Annotated in this window: 13 protein-coding genes; 3 read left to right on the top strand and 10 right to left on the bottom strand. The window is 55.4% G+C overall.

Annotated elements, in window-relative coordinates; all coding sequences use genetic code 11:
- Positions 1-56 precede the first annotated feature (56 nt).
- Positions 57-1,847 carry an AAA family ATPase gene (locus ACCW71_RS01035; RefSeq protein WP_436369699.1) on the top strand — a complete coding sequence of 597 codons (1,791 nt, stop codon included), beginning with the start codon at positions 57-59 and terminating at the stop codon, positions 1,845-1,847.
- Between the two features lie 68 nt (positions 1,848-1,915).
- Positions 1,916-2,434, top strand: coding sequence for a bifunctional 3-hydroxydecanoyl-ACP dehydratase/trans-2-decenoyl-ACP isomerase (gene fabA / locus ACCW71_RS01030; RefSeq protein ID WP_008925876.1), 519 nt, complete (start codon positions 1,916-1,918; stop codon positions 2,432-2,434).
- Between the two features lie 70 nt (positions 2,435-2,504).
- On the opposite strand, the gene rmf is transcribed toward fabA, so the two are convergent.
- The 6 genes from rmf to rlmKL form a co-directional block, all read right to left on the bottom strand.
- Complete coding sequence (gene rmf, locus ACCW71_RS01025) at positions 2,505-2,672, bottom strand: ribosome modulation factor (protein WP_072050988.1); 168 nt, start codon at positions 2,670-2,672, stop codon at positions 2,505-2,507.
- Between the two features lie 286 nt (positions 2,673-2,958).
- Positions 2,959-3,522, bottom strand: a complete 564-nt coding sequence (gene pqiC, locus ACCW71_RS01020; RefSeq protein ID WP_436369029.1) for a membrane integrity-associated transporter subunit PqiC — start codon at positions 3,520-3,522, stop codon at positions 2,959-2,961.
- Entirely contained in the window at positions 3,519-5,162 is a 1,644-nt protein-coding gene (pqiB, locus tag ACCW71_RS01015; protein WP_436369028.1) for an intermembrane transport protein PqiB, read from the bottom strand. The genes pqiC and pqiB overlap by 4 nt, the downstream gene beginning before the upstream one ends.
- The gene (gene pqiA / locus ACCW71_RS01010; RefSeq protein ID WP_436369027.1) at positions 5,149-6,417 is read right to left on the bottom strand and encodes a membrane integrity-associated transporter subunit PqiA; all 1,269 of its coding nucleotides are present in this window, start codon (positions 6,415-6,417) and stop codon (positions 5,149-5,151) included. Before pqiA ends, pqiB begins: the two co-directional genes overlap by 14 nt.
- Positions 6,418-6,430: 13 nt before the next feature.
- Complete coding sequence (locus ACCW71_RS01005; RefSeq protein WP_436369026.1) at positions 6,431-8,350, bottom strand: ABC transporter ATP-binding protein; 1,920 nt, start codon at positions 8,348-8,350, stop codon at positions 6,431-6,433.
- Positions 8,351-8,356: 6 nt separating this feature from the next.
- The gene (rlmKL, locus tag ACCW71_RS01000) at positions 8,357-10,471 is read right to left on the bottom strand and encodes a bifunctional 23S rRNA (guanine(2069)-N(7))-methyltransferase RlmK/23S rRNA (guanine(2445)-N(2))-methyltransferase RlmL (RefSeq protein ID WP_436369022.1); all 2,115 of its coding nucleotides are present in this window, start codon (positions 10,469-10,471) and stop codon (positions 8,357-8,359) included.
- Positions 10,472-10,582: 111 nt separating this feature from the next.
- Here rlmKL and ACCW71_RS00995 point away from each other — a divergent pair, with 111 nt between their 5' ends.
- Complete coding sequence (locus ACCW71_RS00995) at positions 10,583-11,692, top strand: YcbX family protein (RefSeq protein WP_436369020.1); 1,110 nt, start codon at positions 10,583-10,585, stop codon at positions 11,690-11,692.
- A 1-nt stretch (position 11,693) separates the two neighbouring features.
- On the opposite strand, the gene ACCW71_RS00990 is transcribed toward ACCW71_RS00995, so the two are convergent.
- From ACCW71_RS00990 to ACCW71_RS00975, 4 genes are all read right to left on the bottom strand, one after another.
- Entirely contained in the window at positions 11,694-12,236 is a 543-nt protein-coding gene (locus tag ACCW71_RS00990; protein WP_436369019.1) for a cell division protein ZapC, read from the bottom strand.
- Between the two features lie 153 nt (positions 12,237-12,389).
- Positions 12,390-13,400, bottom strand: coding sequence for a quinone-dependent dihydroorotate dehydrogenase (pyrD, locus tag ACCW71_RS00985; protein WP_436369017.1), 1,011 nt, complete (start codon positions 13,398-13,400; stop codon positions 12,390-12,392).
- A gap of 134 nt (positions 13,401-13,534) precedes the next feature.
- Positions 13,535-14,836, bottom strand: a complete 1,302-nt coding sequence (locus ACCW71_RS00980) for a flippase (RefSeq protein ID WP_436369015.1) — start codon at positions 14,834-14,836, stop codon at positions 13,535-13,537.
- 83 nt (positions 14,837-14,919) lie between these two features.
- Positions 14,920-15,900, bottom strand: a complete 981-nt coding sequence (locus ACCW71_RS00975; RefSeq protein ID WP_436369014.1) for a glycosyltransferase family 2 protein — start codon at positions 15,898-15,900, stop codon at positions 14,920-14,922.
- Positions 15,901-16,226 lie beyond the last annotated feature (326 nt).

Genomic DNA, 16,226 nt, shown 5'->3' with positions numbered 1-16,226 from the left:
GCCAACATCACATCTTCAACAGGAACTCCGCAGTGCTTAACAGGGGGTAATCCTGTATAATCTCGCTTTTCTTAAATCAGACAAATGCGATTATTTTGACCAGCACCCAACTTACGTGGCAAACCTTACAGCCGGATAGCGCGCAATACCAATCCGTTTTCTCCCGAATTGCTGATGAAGAAACCGATGCTCTGGCAACGGTTCAGCCCCGCTTGCTGAATGCACTGGCCCATTTACATCACCAGACGCAAGGGTTTCCCTTACTGCTGGTTCGCAGCCAGGAGAATCGCGACTATCTCTCCCTTATTGCGCAGGCGGCCCAGCGGGTAGCCAGCGACGACACCCGCTTATATGGCGGTGATTACCATATCATGGCTGACAACGTCACGCTGCAACCGCCCTCCGATCCTCAGCGCCCGTTCACCAGTCAGGGTGGCATTCACTTTGCCGAGTGGATTGAGATGGAGCAGCTGTTTGGCTGCGTGCGTCAATATAAAGAGCGGATCCAGCTGGAGCCTGGCCTGATCCATCGCGCCAATGGCGGTACGCTGCTGCTGTCGCTGCGCAGCCTGATGGCACAGCCTGTGCTCTGGTTAAGACTGAAGAAATGCATTGAGCAGGGCTTTGTGGAGTGGACCTCGCAGGATGAACGTCGTCCCCTGCCCGTCTCTGTGCCGCCTTTACCGCTGCAATTGAATCTGGTCCTGTGCGGCGACCGCGAGGCGCTGGCCGATTTCCAGGAGCTGGATCCTGAAGTCCATGAAATGGCGATCTACACAGAATTTGAAGAGAACATTCAGATTCTGGATGAAGATGACATGCTCGCCTGGTGCCGCTGGAGCAGCGAGCTGGGCCGACAGGCGGGCCTGCCTGCGCCGGAAGAAGATTTCTGGCCAGAGCTGATCAAAGAAGGCGTACGCTACAGTGGCGATCAGGAAACCCTGCCACTCTGTCCACGCTGGTTACAGCGTCAGATGCGCGAATCGGCCCTGATGGGCGATAAGCTCAACGCGGAAGCGTTACGCGATGCGCTGGAGGCGCGGCTGTGGCGGGAAAATTATCTCAACGAGCGGATGCGTGATGAGATCCTGCTTGGACAGATCCTGATTGAGACCGAAGGCGAAGCGGTCGGTCAGATTAATGGTCTGTCAGTGGTTGAGTATCCGGGCCATCCGCGCACCTGGGGCGATCCGTCGCGCATTACCTGCGTGGTGCATCCGGGTGACGGTGAGTTCATGGACATTGAGCGTAAAGCGGAGCTGGGCGGTAATATTCATGCCAAAGGCATGATGATTATGCAGGCCTACCTGATCGCTGAACTGGAGCTGGATCAGCAGCTTCCCTTCTCCGCCTCGGTGGTGTTTGAGCAATCCTACTCTGAAGTGGATGGTGACAGCGCCTCACTGGCGGAGCTGTGCGCCCTGATCAGTGCGCTGGCAAATCAGCCGATCAATCAGCAGATTGCCGTGACCGGTTCGGTCGATCAGTTCGGTAACGTGCAGCCGGTGGGTGGCCTGAATGAGAAGATTGAAGGCTTCTTCGACATCTGTCATCAGCGTGAACTCACCGGTCAGCAGGGGGTAATTATTCCCGCCTGTAACGTGCGTCATCTCTGTCTCAGTCAGGCGGTGGTCAGCGCGGTTGAACAGGGTCGCTTCCATATCTGGGCGATCGAGCGCGCTGATGAAGCACTACCGCTGCTGACCGGTAAAATCTGGCGCACTGAGGAGGGTCAGGGGGATTGCCTGCTGAACACCATCCAGGAACGCATTAGTCTGTTGAACCAGCCGGACGTGCCGCACCGTCCCTGGGCGCTGCGCTGGCTTAACTGGTTTAACCACCGTTAATCCGATTTGCTCAGCGTACAACTGTTCGCTAATATTCGTGATTCACTAAAACAAGGCTTATTGAAAACATGGTAGATAAACGCGAATCCTATACCAAAGAAGATCTGATTCTGTCAGGTCGCGGTGAACTGTTTGGCGAAAATGGTCCGCCGCTTCCCTCTGGCAACATGCTGATGATGGACCGCGTGGTCAAAATGACTGAAGATGGCGGCAAATATGACAAAGGCTTTGTTGAAGCTGAACTCGATATTAACCCCGATCTCTGGTTCTTTGGCTGTCACTTTATTGGCGATCCGGTGATGCCAGGCTGCCTGGGTCTCGATGCCATGTGGCAGCTGGTGGGCTTCTATCTCGGCTGGCTGGGCGGCGAAGGTAAAGGTCGTGCGCTGGGCGTAGGCGAAGTGAAATTTACCGGTCAGGTTCTGCCTGAAGCGAAGAAAGTCACTTACCGCATCCACTTCAAACGTGTTATCAACCGTAAGCTGGTGATGGGCGTGGCGGATGGCGAAGTGCTGGTGGATGGCAATCTCATCTATACCGCCAGCGATCTGAAAGTGGGTCTGTTCAAAGATACCGCCGCTTTCTAAGCGTTTCCCCCGCAGAAACGAAAACCTCCGCGCATGGCGGAGGTTATATTCCCTTTTCAGTGACAGTCAGTTATGCCGCTACCGACCTGTCCTCCATGGCTTGTCGCCAACCTCCCAACCAGTGAGACTTAGCGTCGATCATCTGATACGGACACATCTCTTTTGAGCGTCCAGTAATGCCTGCCTGATAACCACGTGAATGGGCGCGTTCGAGGCGGTCTCGTTTCTGTCTCTTCATACTCCGTGTCCCTCATGTAAGGTCTGTGGAATCTGGTGGAAAGAAAAAGGTGGTGAATTAATGTTCAACCACCCTTATGTTCTACCTCCTGCGCACCCAAAGATCAATGCTCAATCTTCACGCCAGTGTCATAAATGTGACCTCAATCGTCAAAATTAATGCTGTTTTGTGATGAGCACATCAGCACTATCCCGCTGATTCAGCTAATAAAAAAGCCCCTGGCTGGCATCGGAGATTCGCGACGACAAATCAGGGGCTTAGCTTATTTATTCACATTAATCTTAATTTAACGCACCGCACTGTTGGCGATTTGCTGAGCGACCTGCTGCCAGCCTGCTGCCAGTGTCCTGACCATCGCCTCATAGCCATCTTCGGCCTGTGGCAGCACCTGATTAAACGTCTGTTTAGTCAGCCGGCCCTGGTGCTCCAGCGTCCACTCACCGCTGACAATGACTTTACCATCATAACGCCCCTGGAAGCCGGTGACGGTGACATTGAGCGTGTCGTGCTGCGCACCCATGGGTGTCGCGGCCACCAGCCGTCCGGGCAGCGCTTTACTCAGGTTGGTGATCAGCGTTTGTTGCAGTTGCTGATCGAGCGGGCTGGCCCAGAGATTATTCGCCGCAATCACATATCTGACATCACTGGTCTGGTAAACCAGTCCATTGCCAGCCAGCGAGTCCGGCACCGTAACCTGCTGTACCCACAGCATCGGCTGCGCTTCAGTGAGCTGACTGTTGCTGACCTGCATCGAGGCTGCCCCGGAGGGCAGCTGATACCAGGTATTGTCAACGCTGCTGCTGCACGCACTCAACACCAGCGCGGCACAAAGTATCAATCCTTTTTTCACTGTTTTGCCCTCTTCGGCTGGGGATCCTGTCCCGGTTTGGCCTCAAATACCAGCGCATTGCTCTTGGTGTTGAGCGTTTTCAGCACCGGTTGCAGTTCACGCAGTACCTGATCCAGTCGCTGCATATCCCCGACCAGCTTGCTGTACGCCGGAGAGCCTGGCTGTAGTCCTTTCATGCTCCGGTTCAGCTCACGCAAGGTCTGTTGCAGATCTTCCGGCAGCGTTTTCATTGCCGGGCTGGCAGTGACTTTGTTGATGTTATCGATGGTGCGTTGCAGATCACGCATCGTTTTCTGGCTCTCTTTCAGCGTGCCGGTGGCTTCGTTGACCATGCCATTGAGCGGCAGACTGTTAATCTTATCCAGCGCCGCCATCAGTTTCTGCTGAATCTGGCTCAGGCCGCCGCTGACGGTCGGGATCACCTCATAGCCGGAAACGCGCTGCGGGCCTTTGTAGGCAGGGGCGTTGTCATAGAAGTCGAGATCGACATAGAGCGCGCCAGACAACAGGTTGCCGGTTTTCAGCGTCGCACGCAGGCCGCGTTTTTTGCCATCCTGAAGATGCTGCTCCAGATCGAAATTCTCACCCAGACGACTGATAAAGCGATCCGGCTCGATGCGGATCAGCACCGGGACGCGGTAATCGTTGTTCAGCGCCTGGTCGAGTCCGGCTTTCATCAACGGCACTTCAGCGACCGTACCGAGGCGAATACCGCGGAACTCTACCGGCGCGCCAGCCTGCAAGCCACGGATCGAGTCAGAGAAGAACATCACATAGTCGATATGGTTGGTATAGAGCGAATCCTGAATGCTGCGCTGGTCGTCAAACAGATGATAGTCCGACTTATTCTGCGCGGGATTGCCCAGATCCCAGCCATCCGGCACGTCAAAACTGACGCCGCCGCTGAACAGCGTGGTCAGTGACCCCATTTCAACCCGCATACCTGACGCGGACATGTCGACGGCAATGCCGCTATCCTTCCAGAAGCGGACGTTGGTCGTCACCAGACGATCGTATGGCGCGGCGACAAACAGCTGATAGGTCATCATGCGTTTGTCGGTGTCAAAGGTGCTGGTTTCCACCGTCCCTACCCGGTAGCCACGGAACAGCACCGGATCGCCCGGATTCAGCTGACCCGCTTTCTTACTGTCCAGCACGATACGGATCCCTTTGGCATCCGGTGGCGCCAAAGGCGGCGCATCCAGCAGCTTGAATTGCTCCGGCGCTTCGCTTTTGGTACCGGGCTGCAATTCAATATAGGCGCCTGACAACAGGGTGCCGAGACCGCTGATCCCTTCGCGCCCCACCTGCGGTTTCACCACCCAGAAGACACTGTCGCTGTGCAGCAGTTTTCCCATGCCGGCGTTAAGGCGCGCTTTGATTTCGACATGATGAAGATCGTCGCTCAGCACGGCGCTCTCCACCACGCCGACATCGACACTGCGGCTTTTAATGGTGGTTTTACCGGCGACGATGCCTTCGGCATTTTCGGTGATTAAGGTGACTTCCGGCCCCTGATGGCTGAAGTGGTAAAACAGTATCCATCCGCCGATTAACAGCGTGATGATGGGGACAATCCAGACCGGCGACCAGCGCTTGATCTGTTCCACCTTAGCATGGCCGTGATTAGTTTCCGTCAAGGCGCGACTCCTTCATAGTGTTTTCGCGGACACGATCCCAGGTTAATCGCGGGTCGAAGGTCATGGCCGCGATCATGGTCATAATCACCACCATCGCAAACAGGACCGCGCCCCACGCAGGATAGATATTCATCAATTGCCCCATACGCACCAGCGCAGAGAGCACAGCAATCACAAATACGTCGATCATTGACCAGCGGCCAACAAACTCGACCACTTCATAAATCAGGTGCATTTTCTGGCTGTCGCGCTGACCACGTCCGCTGGCATCCCAGCAGAGCCAGCCAATCGCCAGCATTTTCAGCGTAGGAACCATGATACTGGCGATAAAAATCACCAGCGCCACCGGATAGGAGCCGTCGCTCCAGAGCAGGATCACCCCCGCCATAATGTTCGAGGGGTAGGCCGTTCCCAGCGTTTCCGTCACCATAATGGGCATCAGGTTAGCCGGGATATAGAGCAGCGCCGAGGTCAGCAGCAGCGCCAGCGTCCATTGCAGGCTGTGCTTACGTCGCGCCTGGGCGGTAACGCCGCAGCGGCTGCACTTATGTTCTGCTTCAGGCAGGATGGCGGTACAGCAGGGACAGGAGCGCAGCCCCTGCTCTAAGCCACTGATGCCCACCTGAGGCGGATGTGGCACCGCAGGCATCGGCAACAGCCGGTTCCACAGACGACGCCGGTCAACGCACTGAAAAGCGCGCAGTTGCAGCAGGCAGAACAGCGCCCACGGCCAGAAACTGATCTCCAGTCCGATGTCGCCATAGGCCATCAGCTTGACGAAGCTGACCAGCACGCCAGCCATAAAGATCTCAGCCATTCCCCAGTTGCGCAGCTGAAACAGGATGCGCGCCAGAACGATTTTCAGACCAGCCGGCAGCGGGATGGGATTGACCAGCAGAAGAATAGTGAACATGCAGAAGGCCGGAACGGCCTGCACAAACAGCAGGAACAGGGTGGCCAGGCTGCTGTAATCTTCCCTCACCATCACCTGCGGAATCTGTGACAGCGTGATCTGGCTGGTGAGACCAGCCACTTTCATTGAGACAAAAGGAAACAGGTTCGCCAGCAGCAGCATAAACAGGGCGGCCAGCGCATAACCGGTAGGCCGCTTACTCGGCTCATGCCAGTTGGCCGTCAGCGAGGTATGGCAGCGCGGGCATGAAGCACGGCTGCCAACGGGAATGTCCGGCAGCTTAATCATTAAATCGCATTGTGGACAGAGCATCCACAGATCACTTTTGACTGCTGAACACATCCGTTATCCCTGCCTATACGCCGTTTTTCAATGACTCAAGTTCTTCCCAGCGCGCAAACGCGGTTTCCAGCGCCTGCTCGGTCTGAGCCAGTTCATCCAGTACTGGCTGCGTCTGGTCATGTGACTGGCTGAAGAAGTCCGGGTGGCTCATCTTCGCCTGCAATTCACCGATACGGGCTTCCAGCTGCTCCAGCTTTTGCGGCAGCTGTTCCAGCTCCCGCGCCAGGTTGTAGCTCAGCTTGTTGGCGTTGCGCTTCGCTGCCTCGCTCTTCTCCGCGGCAGGTTTGGCCGCGCTGGTGGCCGCTTTCGCGGGTGCAGAGGCTTTATGCTGCTTATAGGCGGCACGCTGCTGCTGCGCATCGTGATAACCACCGACAAAGGTGCCGATTTCACCGTTGCCTTCGAAAATCCAGCACTCGGTCACGGTGTTATCGACAAACTGACGATCGTGGCTCACCAGCAGCACAGTGCCCTGATAGCCATCAATCAGCTCTTCCAGCAGCTCCAGCGTTTCCACGTCGAGGTCGTTGGTCGGTTCATCCAGAATCATCAGGTTGCTGGGACGCAGGAACAGGCGCGCCAGCAGCAGACGGTTACGCTCCCCGCCCGACAGCGCCCGCACCGGCGTCATCGCGCGTTTAGGATGGAACAGGAAGTCCTGCAAATAGCCCAGCACGTGACGCGGCTTACCGTTGACCAGCACCTCCTGCTTGCCTTCCGCCAGGTTATCCATCACGGTGCGGTCCGGGTCCAGTTCAGCGCGATGCTGGTCAAAATAGGCCACTTCCAGTTTAGTACCGGAATGCACCCGTCCATGATCGGCTTTCAGCTGTTGCAGCATCAGGCGCAGCAAGGTGGTTTTACCGCAGCCGTTTGGCCCGATCAGCGCGATTTTGTCACCACGCTGAACCTGTGCCGAGAAATCCTTCACCAGCACTTTGCCCTCGACGGCGTAGTCGACATTTTCCAGCTCAAACACAATTTTACCGGAACGGGACGCCTCGCCCACCTGCATGTTGGCTTTGCCCATCACGGTACGACGTTCGGAGTGTTCGCGACGCAGCGCTTTAAGCGCACGCACCCGGCCTTCGTTACGGGTACGACGGGCTTTGATACCCTGACGGATCCAGACCTCTTCCTGCGCCAGCTTGCGGTCAAATTCCGCGTTCTGCATCTCTTCAACGCGCAGCGCTTCCTCTTTGCCTTCCAGATAGAGGTCGTAGTTGCCCGGCCAGGAGACCAGTTTGCCACGGTCGAGATCGACAATGCGCGTCGCCATGTTGCGGATAAACGAACGGTCATGCGAGATAAAGACGATGCTGCCGCTGAAGCTCTTCAGGAAGTTTTCCAGCCAGTCGATGGTTTCAATATCGAGGTGGTTGGTTGGCTCATCGAGCATCAGGACGCGCGGATTACTGACCAGCGCGCGGCCTAGCGCCGCTTTACGCAGCCAGCCGCCTGACAGCGACGAAAGCTCGGTATCAGGTTGCAGACCAATCTGCTCCAGCACGTCGTGGATACGGCTCTCCAGCTGCCACAGATTCTGATGGTCGAGAATGCTTTGCAGACGCGCCATCTCGTTGAGGTTTTTATCGCTGGGATCCTCCATCACCACATGGGAGATGGCGTGGTAGGCTTTGAGGTGCTCAGCCTGCTCTTCCACGCCCTCGGCCACGAAGTCATAGACCGAACCGGTGATATTACGCGGCGGATCCTGTTGCAGACGCGCCACCACCAGATCGGTTTCATAAATGATGCGGCCATCATCCAGCGGCTGCTCGCCGTTGATGATCTTCATCAGCGTCGATTTACCCGCGCCATTGCGGCCCACCAGACAGACACGTTCGTTCTCTTCGATGTGCAGTTCGGTATTGTCTAACAGCGGCGCATCGCTGAAGGAGAGATAAGCGCCGTGGATACTGATTAATGACATGTAATCTTATTCCTTACCGGCATGCGTGATCAGCCAGCAGTTGTGAATCTGACGGTTACGTGCGAAGTCCTGCGACTGCGTTTTCTGGGTAATATCCTGCGCCTGGAGACCCAGTGCTTTCAGACCATCCATATCCATTTTGAAACCACGTTTGTTGTTCGAGAACATGATGGTGCCGCCGCGGCGCAGCAGGCGCTTCAGGTTACGCATCAGCATCATATGATCGCGCTGTACGTCGAAACTCTCTTCCATGCGTTTTGAGTTAGAGAAGGTCGGCGGATCGATAAAGATCAGGTCAAAATTCTCGTCACTCTCCCGCAGCCAGCTCAGGCAGTCAGCCTGCATCAGACGGTGCTGACGCCCGGTCAGCCCATTGAGACGCAGGTTACGCTCAGCCCACTCCAGATAGGTCCGCGACATATCGACCGTGGTGGTTGAGCGCGCGCCTCCCAGCCCGGCATGCACGCTGGCGGTGCCGGTATAGGCAAACAGGTTCAGGAAATCTTTGCCCTGGCTCAGCTGGCCGAGCATTTTACGGGCAATGCGGTGATCCAGGAACAGACCGGTATCAAGATAGTCGGTCAGATTGACCCAGAAACGCGCATTAAACTCTTTAACTTCGAAGTAGTCGCCCTTCTCGCTCAGCTTCTGATACTGGGCTTTGCCTTTCTGCCGCTCACGTGTCTTCAGAATCAGACGATCGGCCGGCAGTTCCAGCACGCTCAGCGTGGCGCTAATCACATCGAACAGGCGCTGACGCGCTTTATTCGGATCGATGGTTTTCGGTGGCGCATATTCCTGAATCACCACCCAGTCAGCGTAGCGATCGACGGCAACGTTGTAGTCTGGCAGATCGGCATCGTAAATGCGGTAGCATTCAATGCCTTCCTGGCGCGCCCACTTCTCCAGTTTCTTCAGGTTTTTACGCAGACGGTTCGCGTAATCTTCCGCGATCTGACCGGCGCTCTCGCTGCTGTTCACCGAGAGCTGGTAATTTTTCTGCACACAATCCAGCGGACCGTTCTTCGCTTTAAACTGGCGATCGGCGCGCAGTTGCAGGCAGCTCAGCAGTTCCGGTGAGGCGCTGAACAGCGACAGGTTCCAGCCGCCAAAGTGCTGCTTCATCAGCCGTCCGAGCTGGCTGTGCAGCGCAATCAGCGCCGGTTCGCTCTCCAGACGTTCGCCGTAAGGTGGGTTGCTCAGCACCGTACCCTGAATCTCCGGCGCGACCGGGTTGGTCAGCTTCAGCAGATCCTGCTGGCCAAAGGTAAAGAGTTCAAACACACCGGCGCGGCGGGCGTTGGCCTGCGCCCACTCCAGCACCCGACCATTATTATCGTAGCCAAAGAAGCGCGCGGGTGTCGCGGCCGTGCCGGCACGAGCACGGTTCTGCGCCTCGGTTTTCACCTCCTGCCACAGCGCAGCGTTAAACTGGCGCCAGGCGGTGAAGCCCCAGTGCTTACGCAGCAGGCCCGGTGCGCGATCGCAGGCGATCAGCGCGGCTTCAATCAGCAGCGTACCGGAACCGCACATCGGATCGATCAGCGGTGTGGTCGGCTGCCAGCCAGAACGCAGCACAATCGCCGCGGCCAGGTTCTCTTTCAGCGGAGCCTGACCGGTTTGCTGGCGATAGCCACGCTGATGCAGCGCGCTGCCGCTGAGGTCCAGCGCCAGACTGGCGCGGTCGTCATTGAGCCAGACGTTGATACGAATATCCGCCTGCTCGCGATCGACGTTCGGACGCTCAAGCCCCTGACGGGTAAAGCTGTCAACGATGGCATCTTTCACTTTCAGCGCGCCAAACTGGCTGTTGCGAATCGACTCATTGGTGCCGCTGAAGTGCACCACAAAGGTTTTATCGCTGCCGAACATCGTCGGCCAGTCCACGCTCTGGGCACCCAGATAGAGATCGAGATCGCTGTAGACGCCAAACTCTCCCAGCGGCAACAGGATGCGTGATGCTAAACGGCTCCACATCAGGCTTTGGTACATGACGCGATCGTCGGCTTCGTAGTGAACGCCTCCCTGCACCACGTGCAAATCCTGCGCGCCCAGCGCGTCCAGCTCACTTTTTAACAGCTCTTCGAGCCCACGCGCCGTGCTGGCAAACAGAGAATTCATATCGTCACTTTTTAACTCTTGAGAAAATTGTCGCGCATTATAGCGAATCGGCGACCTATGTCATAAAGTTAGCTTCTTTTGTGATGCGCACCTGGTTTCAAGGAGAACACCATGATCACGCTTTCCCGCTTATTTATTCATCCTGTGAAGTCGATGCGGGGATTGCAGCTGTCGCATGCACGGGTCAGTCTGAGCGGACTCGCCTTTGATCGGCTGTTCATGGTGACCGGGCTGGATGGCACTTTTATTACCGCGCGACAATATCCCGAAATGGTGCGTTTTACCCCAGCGATCTTACCGGAAGGGCTGCTGCTGGCGGCCCCGGACGGCAGTGAGGCACTGATCCGCTTCAGCGATTTTGACCCGCAGGAGCATCCCACCGAAGTCTGGGGCAGCCGTTTCACCGCGCGCATCGCGCCCGAAGCCATCAATCAGTGGCTGAGCGGGTTTTTCCCGCGTGAGGTGCAGCTGCGCTGGATCGGACCGCAACCCAGCCGCCGGGTCAAAAAGTTTGACGCGATCCCGCTGAGCTTTGCCGATGGCTATCCATTTTTGCTGGTCAACAGCGCCTCACTGCACGATCTGCAACAGCGCTGCCCGGCCAGCGTCCGTATCGATCAGTTCCGCCCGAATCTGGTGGTCAGCGGCGCGGCCGCCTGGGATGAGGATAGCTGGGCAGAAGTTCAGATTGGCGAGGTCATCTTCGAGGTGGCTAAACCGTGCAGTCGCTGTGTGCTGACCACCGTCAGCCCGGAGAGCGGGCGTAAGCATCCGACTGGGCAGCCGCTGGCAACCCTGCAAAACTTCCGTAGCGCGCAGGATGGCAGTGGCGACATCGACTTTGGTCTGAACCTGGTGGCGCGCAGCAGCGGCGTGGTGCGGGCGGGTGATGAGATAACCATCCTGAAACGCCACCCCGCACGCACCTATGGGGCGGGTGAAGTGGTGCAAACCCTGAAACCGCAGCCGCAGAAGCCGGATGCCGTCACCATTACCTTCCAGGGTCAATCTTTTACCGGCGATAATCAGCAGGTGTTGCTGGATCAGCTGGAGATGCAGGGATTCCGCATCCCCTACTCCTGTCGGGCGGGGCTGTGCGGCAGTTGCAAACTGAATCTGGTCACCGGAGAGGTCAAAGCGCTGAAGCAAAGCGCCCTGCGTCAGGATGGCACACTGTTAAGTTGCAGCTGTATTCCGGCAGGCGATGTGGAACTGAACTGAATCAGACCGCGCGGGCGTAACGCGGCGCGACATCCTGGTAGTAAGGTTGCAGACGATCGTTCATCACTTTAATGGCGTCGCCAAGTACCATTCCTTTTCCGGCCAGGGTCAGACCTGGCTGTGCCAGCAGACAAAGCGCGGCGTTATCGCCCTTTTCCACCACCAGCAGACGCGCCATTTCGCCATTATCAGCCAGCGTCACCTGGACCATCTCACCCACCTGAGGCTGCATCGCAGGGGCGCAGGCGGAGAAGTGCCAGCTTTTCGGCATCAGCGGCTTGAGAAAGCGTGCGGCCACCAGCGCATTCAGCACCAGCTCAGCGCGATGGCTGTCACTGAGGCGGCACTGGCGGCAGGATTCGTCGAAGGTGTAATAAAGCGCGGCGTCATCGACACAAAAGCCTGATTCACCGAAAGCGTCCGGGGTGAGCATTTTGCGGGAAAAACGGGAGCGAAAAAGCATACCATCTGCAAGGTCGAGCATCATTCGGTCATGGCTGCCGTCAAAATACCAACGCCAGTTGTCATCGGGTTTGATTTTCATAGTGTGCCCTGTATTTACCGCTGCGCCAAAAATCACGCAGAATTCAGCGAAAAAAGAAACATAAGGAAAAGCTGAAAAATCGTGCAACAGGCCAAAATATAAACGAGCCGAGGCGATAAATAAACCCCCCGGCGGGTGATTGTGGGAATTGTCTTAGAGGTGAGTGACGATGTCTTTAATTAATCCTGGCCCCTGATAGATAAAACCGGAATAAATCTGAACCAGCGTCGCGCCAGCGGCAATTTTTTCACGCGCCGCCGTCAGGGAGTCGATGCCGCCCACGCCAATAATCGGCAGGCGTCCCTGCAACTCCTGCGAGAGGCGCTGGATCACCGCGGTGCTGCGCGACTGGACCGGACGGCCACTCAGCCCACCGATCTCTTCAGCATGTTTCAGGCCGCTGACCAGGCTGCGATCGAGAGTGGTATTGGTGGCGATCACGCCATCAATCTGATGACGAAGTAAACTGTCTGCGACCTGAATTAACTCCTCTTCGGAAAGATCCGGGGCGATTTTTACGGCCAGTGGCACATATTTAAGATGACGCTTTTCCAGCTCTTTCTGTTTTTGTTTGACAGCGGAAAGCAGGTCATCCAGCGCTTCGCCATATTGCAGCGAACGTAAACCTGGCGTGTTGGGTGAGGAAATATTAATCGCGATATAACCGGCATGGGCATAGACCTTTTCCATGCAGATCAGATAATCCTCTTTGCCCTGCTCAACCGGGGTATCTTTATTTTTACCAATATTGATCCCCAGCACGCCGTTAAAACGCGCTTTCTTCACGTTTTCAACCAGGTGATCAACGCCCAGATTATTAAATCCCATCCGGTTGATGATGCCGCCCGCTTCCACCAGACGAAACATCCGCGGCTTGTCATTACCCGCCTGGGCGCGCGGCGTCACGGTGCCCACCTCAACAAAACCAAAGCCCATCGCCCCAAACGCATCGATACACTCGGCGTTTTTATCCAGACCCGCCGCCAGGCCCAGCGCATTCTTAAAGGTTAATCCCATACAGCTTACCGGGCGCGACGGCAGATTCTGGCGATAAAAGCGCGCCAGCGGGGTGCCGTTCATAAAACGCAGTTGCTGAAAGGTGAGTTCGTGTGCGCGTTCGGGGTCGAGTTTAAACAGCGCCGGTCGGACGATAGGATAAAACATGCACTCTCCTGAAGGACGGAAGCAATCGTGAAAGTCGGTGCACGGGAAATTGTGCGCCAGAATGGTAAAGGGCTCTGGCGCAAAAGTAAATCGAACGGAAGGAGTGCGCAAAGATAAGTGAAAATGCTTTGATCTTACGCAGCGGAATCGTTTACGGGCTGCGTGGTGGCCTGGGCAGGAAACAGATAGTCACGCAGGATACCGCGGCGCAGCATGATGCCAAAAATGCCGATACAGACGAACGCTTCAGCCAGCACCATCGACCAGGCGGCCCCTATCGCGCCAAACTTCCACGCCAGCAGACAACAGAGCGGCACATTAATTACCCCCGCCGCCATCATCACCAGCATACGCTGACGCGCCAGACCGTGAGGGATCAGGATCTGTAAACCGGCCGGATAGGAGATGTTACCGAACAGGAAGCAGAGCACAAACACCCGCAGCACATCGGCTGAGGGTATAAACGCCTTACCCAGTAACAGTGAAACAACCTGATCGGCGAACAGCCAGGTAAAAATCACAATCGACAGGCTCAGTGAGAAAGAGAGCAGCAGACTTTTACGGGTCGCCGCAATAGCGGCCCGCTTATCCCGGCCAAACAGATGGCTGACGCGCGGGAAAAAGGCGCTGCCGATCTGTTCGGGTACTGAGTTAGCGGCTTTACGCAGACGATCCGCACCGTTATAGATCCCGACCATATAGGTGGAGGTGAAGGAGGCGAGGATCACCACGTTGACACTGTTAAACAGGTTGGCCCCGGCGATGGCGATAAACACATCCATACTGTCGGTAATGCGCTGTTTGATTTCGCGCGGCTCAAAGCGGTAACGGCCAATGACCTTCATCTCCAGCACGAATCGCAGGGTAATTGCCGCGCTGATAATGGAAACCACACCCGGTATCAGGGCGGCCAGCCAGGTATCTTCCGGCGATTTCACCAGCAAAAAGGTCAGCGGAATGGCGCAGAAGTTACCAAAGGTGGCGATCACCGCCGTTTTACCCAGTTTCTCAAACCCCTGCATCAGCCAGCCAAATGAAAACAGCGAGCCTACCAGCGTGGTGCAGTTGGCCAGGATAATAAAGAACAGCGGATGCCAGGCGGGATTAAACCAGGTGGCGGTCAGCAGCGTGCCGCTGGTCAGTAGCAGCAGCATCAGCTTGGCGTTGAAGGTGGACCAGAAGAGCTGGCTGACCCGGTTTTTATCATCGCGATGGTGCGCAATGTCTTTGGTGGTAAAGACATTGAAGCCCCAGTCAGAGATGGTACTGCAATAGAGCACGCAGGCGATCGCCAGCGCCAGCGTCCCCATCTGCTCGACACCCAGAATGCGTGCCAGGTAAGGCAGCGTGGCCAGCGGGAACAAAAAGGAGGCGCCGCGGTAAGCCAGCAGCGAGAAAATATTAACAACCAGACTTTTATCGAGTACTTTTGCCATGTCGCAACAACCTTATACACATTGCATGTCTCACCTTCTCATTTCGCTAAGGCATAAACAATATTACTTCACGCTTTTCAGAATCAGGCTGCGCGCTTAAGTTCCCGGCGGACCTTGTAATGCTGTAAGGCAATAAACAGTTCAGGGCGATTGAAGAGTAGCCACTCTTTAAAGTTTTCCGTTTTGAGGTTACGCCCCATAAAGCGGATCGCATTACAGATATATTCCGGCACCGGCGTCCGGTTATAGAGCGATAAATAGATCATCAGACGAAATGAGTGTACTAAATAGGCTTTTTCCAGCTGGCTGCGCCAGGCAGATTTTGGCATTGCGCTGTTCAACGTATTGTAGGCGTGCATAAAAGCGTCATAGCGCTGGTAGAAAAACGCTTCGCCTTTGGTACTGTTGGTCAGTGAACCGCTGCGAATACGCTGTTTGTAATAGACCTGATGACTGACCCACGCCTGCTGACTCTTTAAAAATACCGACAGGGTAAAATTATGATCTTCATGCAGGCGACGCACAAAACGCAATTTATGCTGTTCAATAAGACTTTTTCTGACGACATAATTCCAGACGGCGGAAGTATAGCTGCCGTTGCGCAGCAGACGCATAAAAACGTCCTGCGCTTTTTGCAGACCAAACTGCTCATGTCTGACTTTGGGCGACGTGACCTCAATATGCCCATCTTCATAGACACAGGAGTTAAAACAGAACAGATCGGTTTCAGGATGCTGTTCCGCTACGCTCGCCAGCTCCGCCACTAAACCATCCACCACCACATCATCCGGGTCACAGAAGAAGAGAAACTGCCCTTTTGCCAGTGCGATACCGGTGTCGCGCGCATTACCGAGGCCGCCATTTTCAATGGTGATCACTTTCACCTGAGCAATATGCGCATAATTCTGTTCAATTAAGGCTAATGTTCCATCGGTCGATCCATCATTCACAATGATTATTTCATTGGGCGCTTTAACCTGACGTAATAACGAATCAACGCACTCCACAATATATTTCTCAACATTGTAAGTTGGAATAATAACCGATAACAGGGTGTCAGACATATGCAATTCTCTGCTGTTAGAAAATGACAATACGGTTCACCTGCCTGATGCAGGTCCTGACCAGAGGCGAAACGTCGGAAATGAGGAATAAAATCATATTCTTTTGCTTTCATTGAGCCCGATTATCTTAAACCGGTTACGCGAAAAAAGACCAGTTGCAAAAACGCAATGAGCGCTTCAGCTGGGATTCACTGTTAAAGAAAACGCATGCATGCCCCACATTAATGTTAAAAGCGTTGAGGATTTATTTAAAATCACCGCCTGAAGCCGACGTAACCAGTCGCGGGAAACTGTAACCAGAGATATGAAATGATGAATATCTTCAC

This window comes from Pantoea sp. C2G6 (genome assembly GCF_051336815.1).
In the GTDB taxonomy this organism is placed as follows: Bacteria; Pseudomonadota; Gammaproteobacteria; order Enterobacterales; family Enterobacteriaceae; genus Pantoea.
Note: the sequence above shows the minus strand (reverse complement) of the source record. Positions and strands in the feature narration are given on the sequence as shown.

What these genes read in the sequence shown, in the direction of transcription:
- rlmKL (WP_436369022.1), bottom strand. Translation starts at nt 10,471, where the DNA reads ATGAATTCTCTGTTTGCCAGCACGGCGCGTGGGCTCGAAGAGCTGTTA.
- ACCW71_RS01005 (WP_436369026.1), bottom strand. Translation starts at nt 8,350, where the DNA reads ATGTCATTAATCAGTATCCACGGCGCTTATCTCTCCTTCAGCGATGCG.
- ACCW71_RS00980 (WP_436369015.1), bottom strand. Translation starts at nt 14,836, where the DNA reads ATGGCAAAAGTACTCGATAAAAGTCTGGTTGTTAATATTTTCTCGCTG.
- ACCW71_RS00990 (WP_436369019.1), bottom strand. Translation starts at nt 12,236, where the DNA reads ATGAAAATCAAACCCGATGACAACTGGCGTTGGTATTTTGACGGCAGC.
- pqiA (WP_436369027.1), bottom strand. Translation starts at nt 6,417, where the DNA reads ATGTGTTCAGCAGTCAAAAGTGATCTGTGGATGCTCTGTCCACAATGC.
- ACCW71_RS00995 (WP_436369020.1), top strand. Translation starts at nt 10,583, where the DNA reads ATGATCACGCTTTCCCGCTTATTTATTCATCCTGTGAAGTCGATGCGG.
- ACCW71_RS00975 (WP_436369014.1), bottom strand. Translation starts at nt 15,900, where the DNA reads ATGTCTGACACCCTGTTATCGGTTATTATTCCAACTTACAATGTTGAG.
- fabA (WP_008925876.1), top strand. Translation starts at nt 1,916, where the DNA reads ATGGTAGATAAACGCGAATCCTATACCAAAGAAGATCTGATTCTGTCA.
- pyrD (WP_436369017.1), bottom strand. Translation starts at nt 13,400, where the DNA reads ATGTTTTATCCTATCGTCCGACCGGCGCTGTTTAAACTCGACCCCGAA.
- rmf (WP_072050988.1), bottom strand. Translation starts at nt 2,672, where the DNA reads ATGAAGAGACAGAAACGAGACCGCCTCGAACGCGCCCATTCACGTGGT.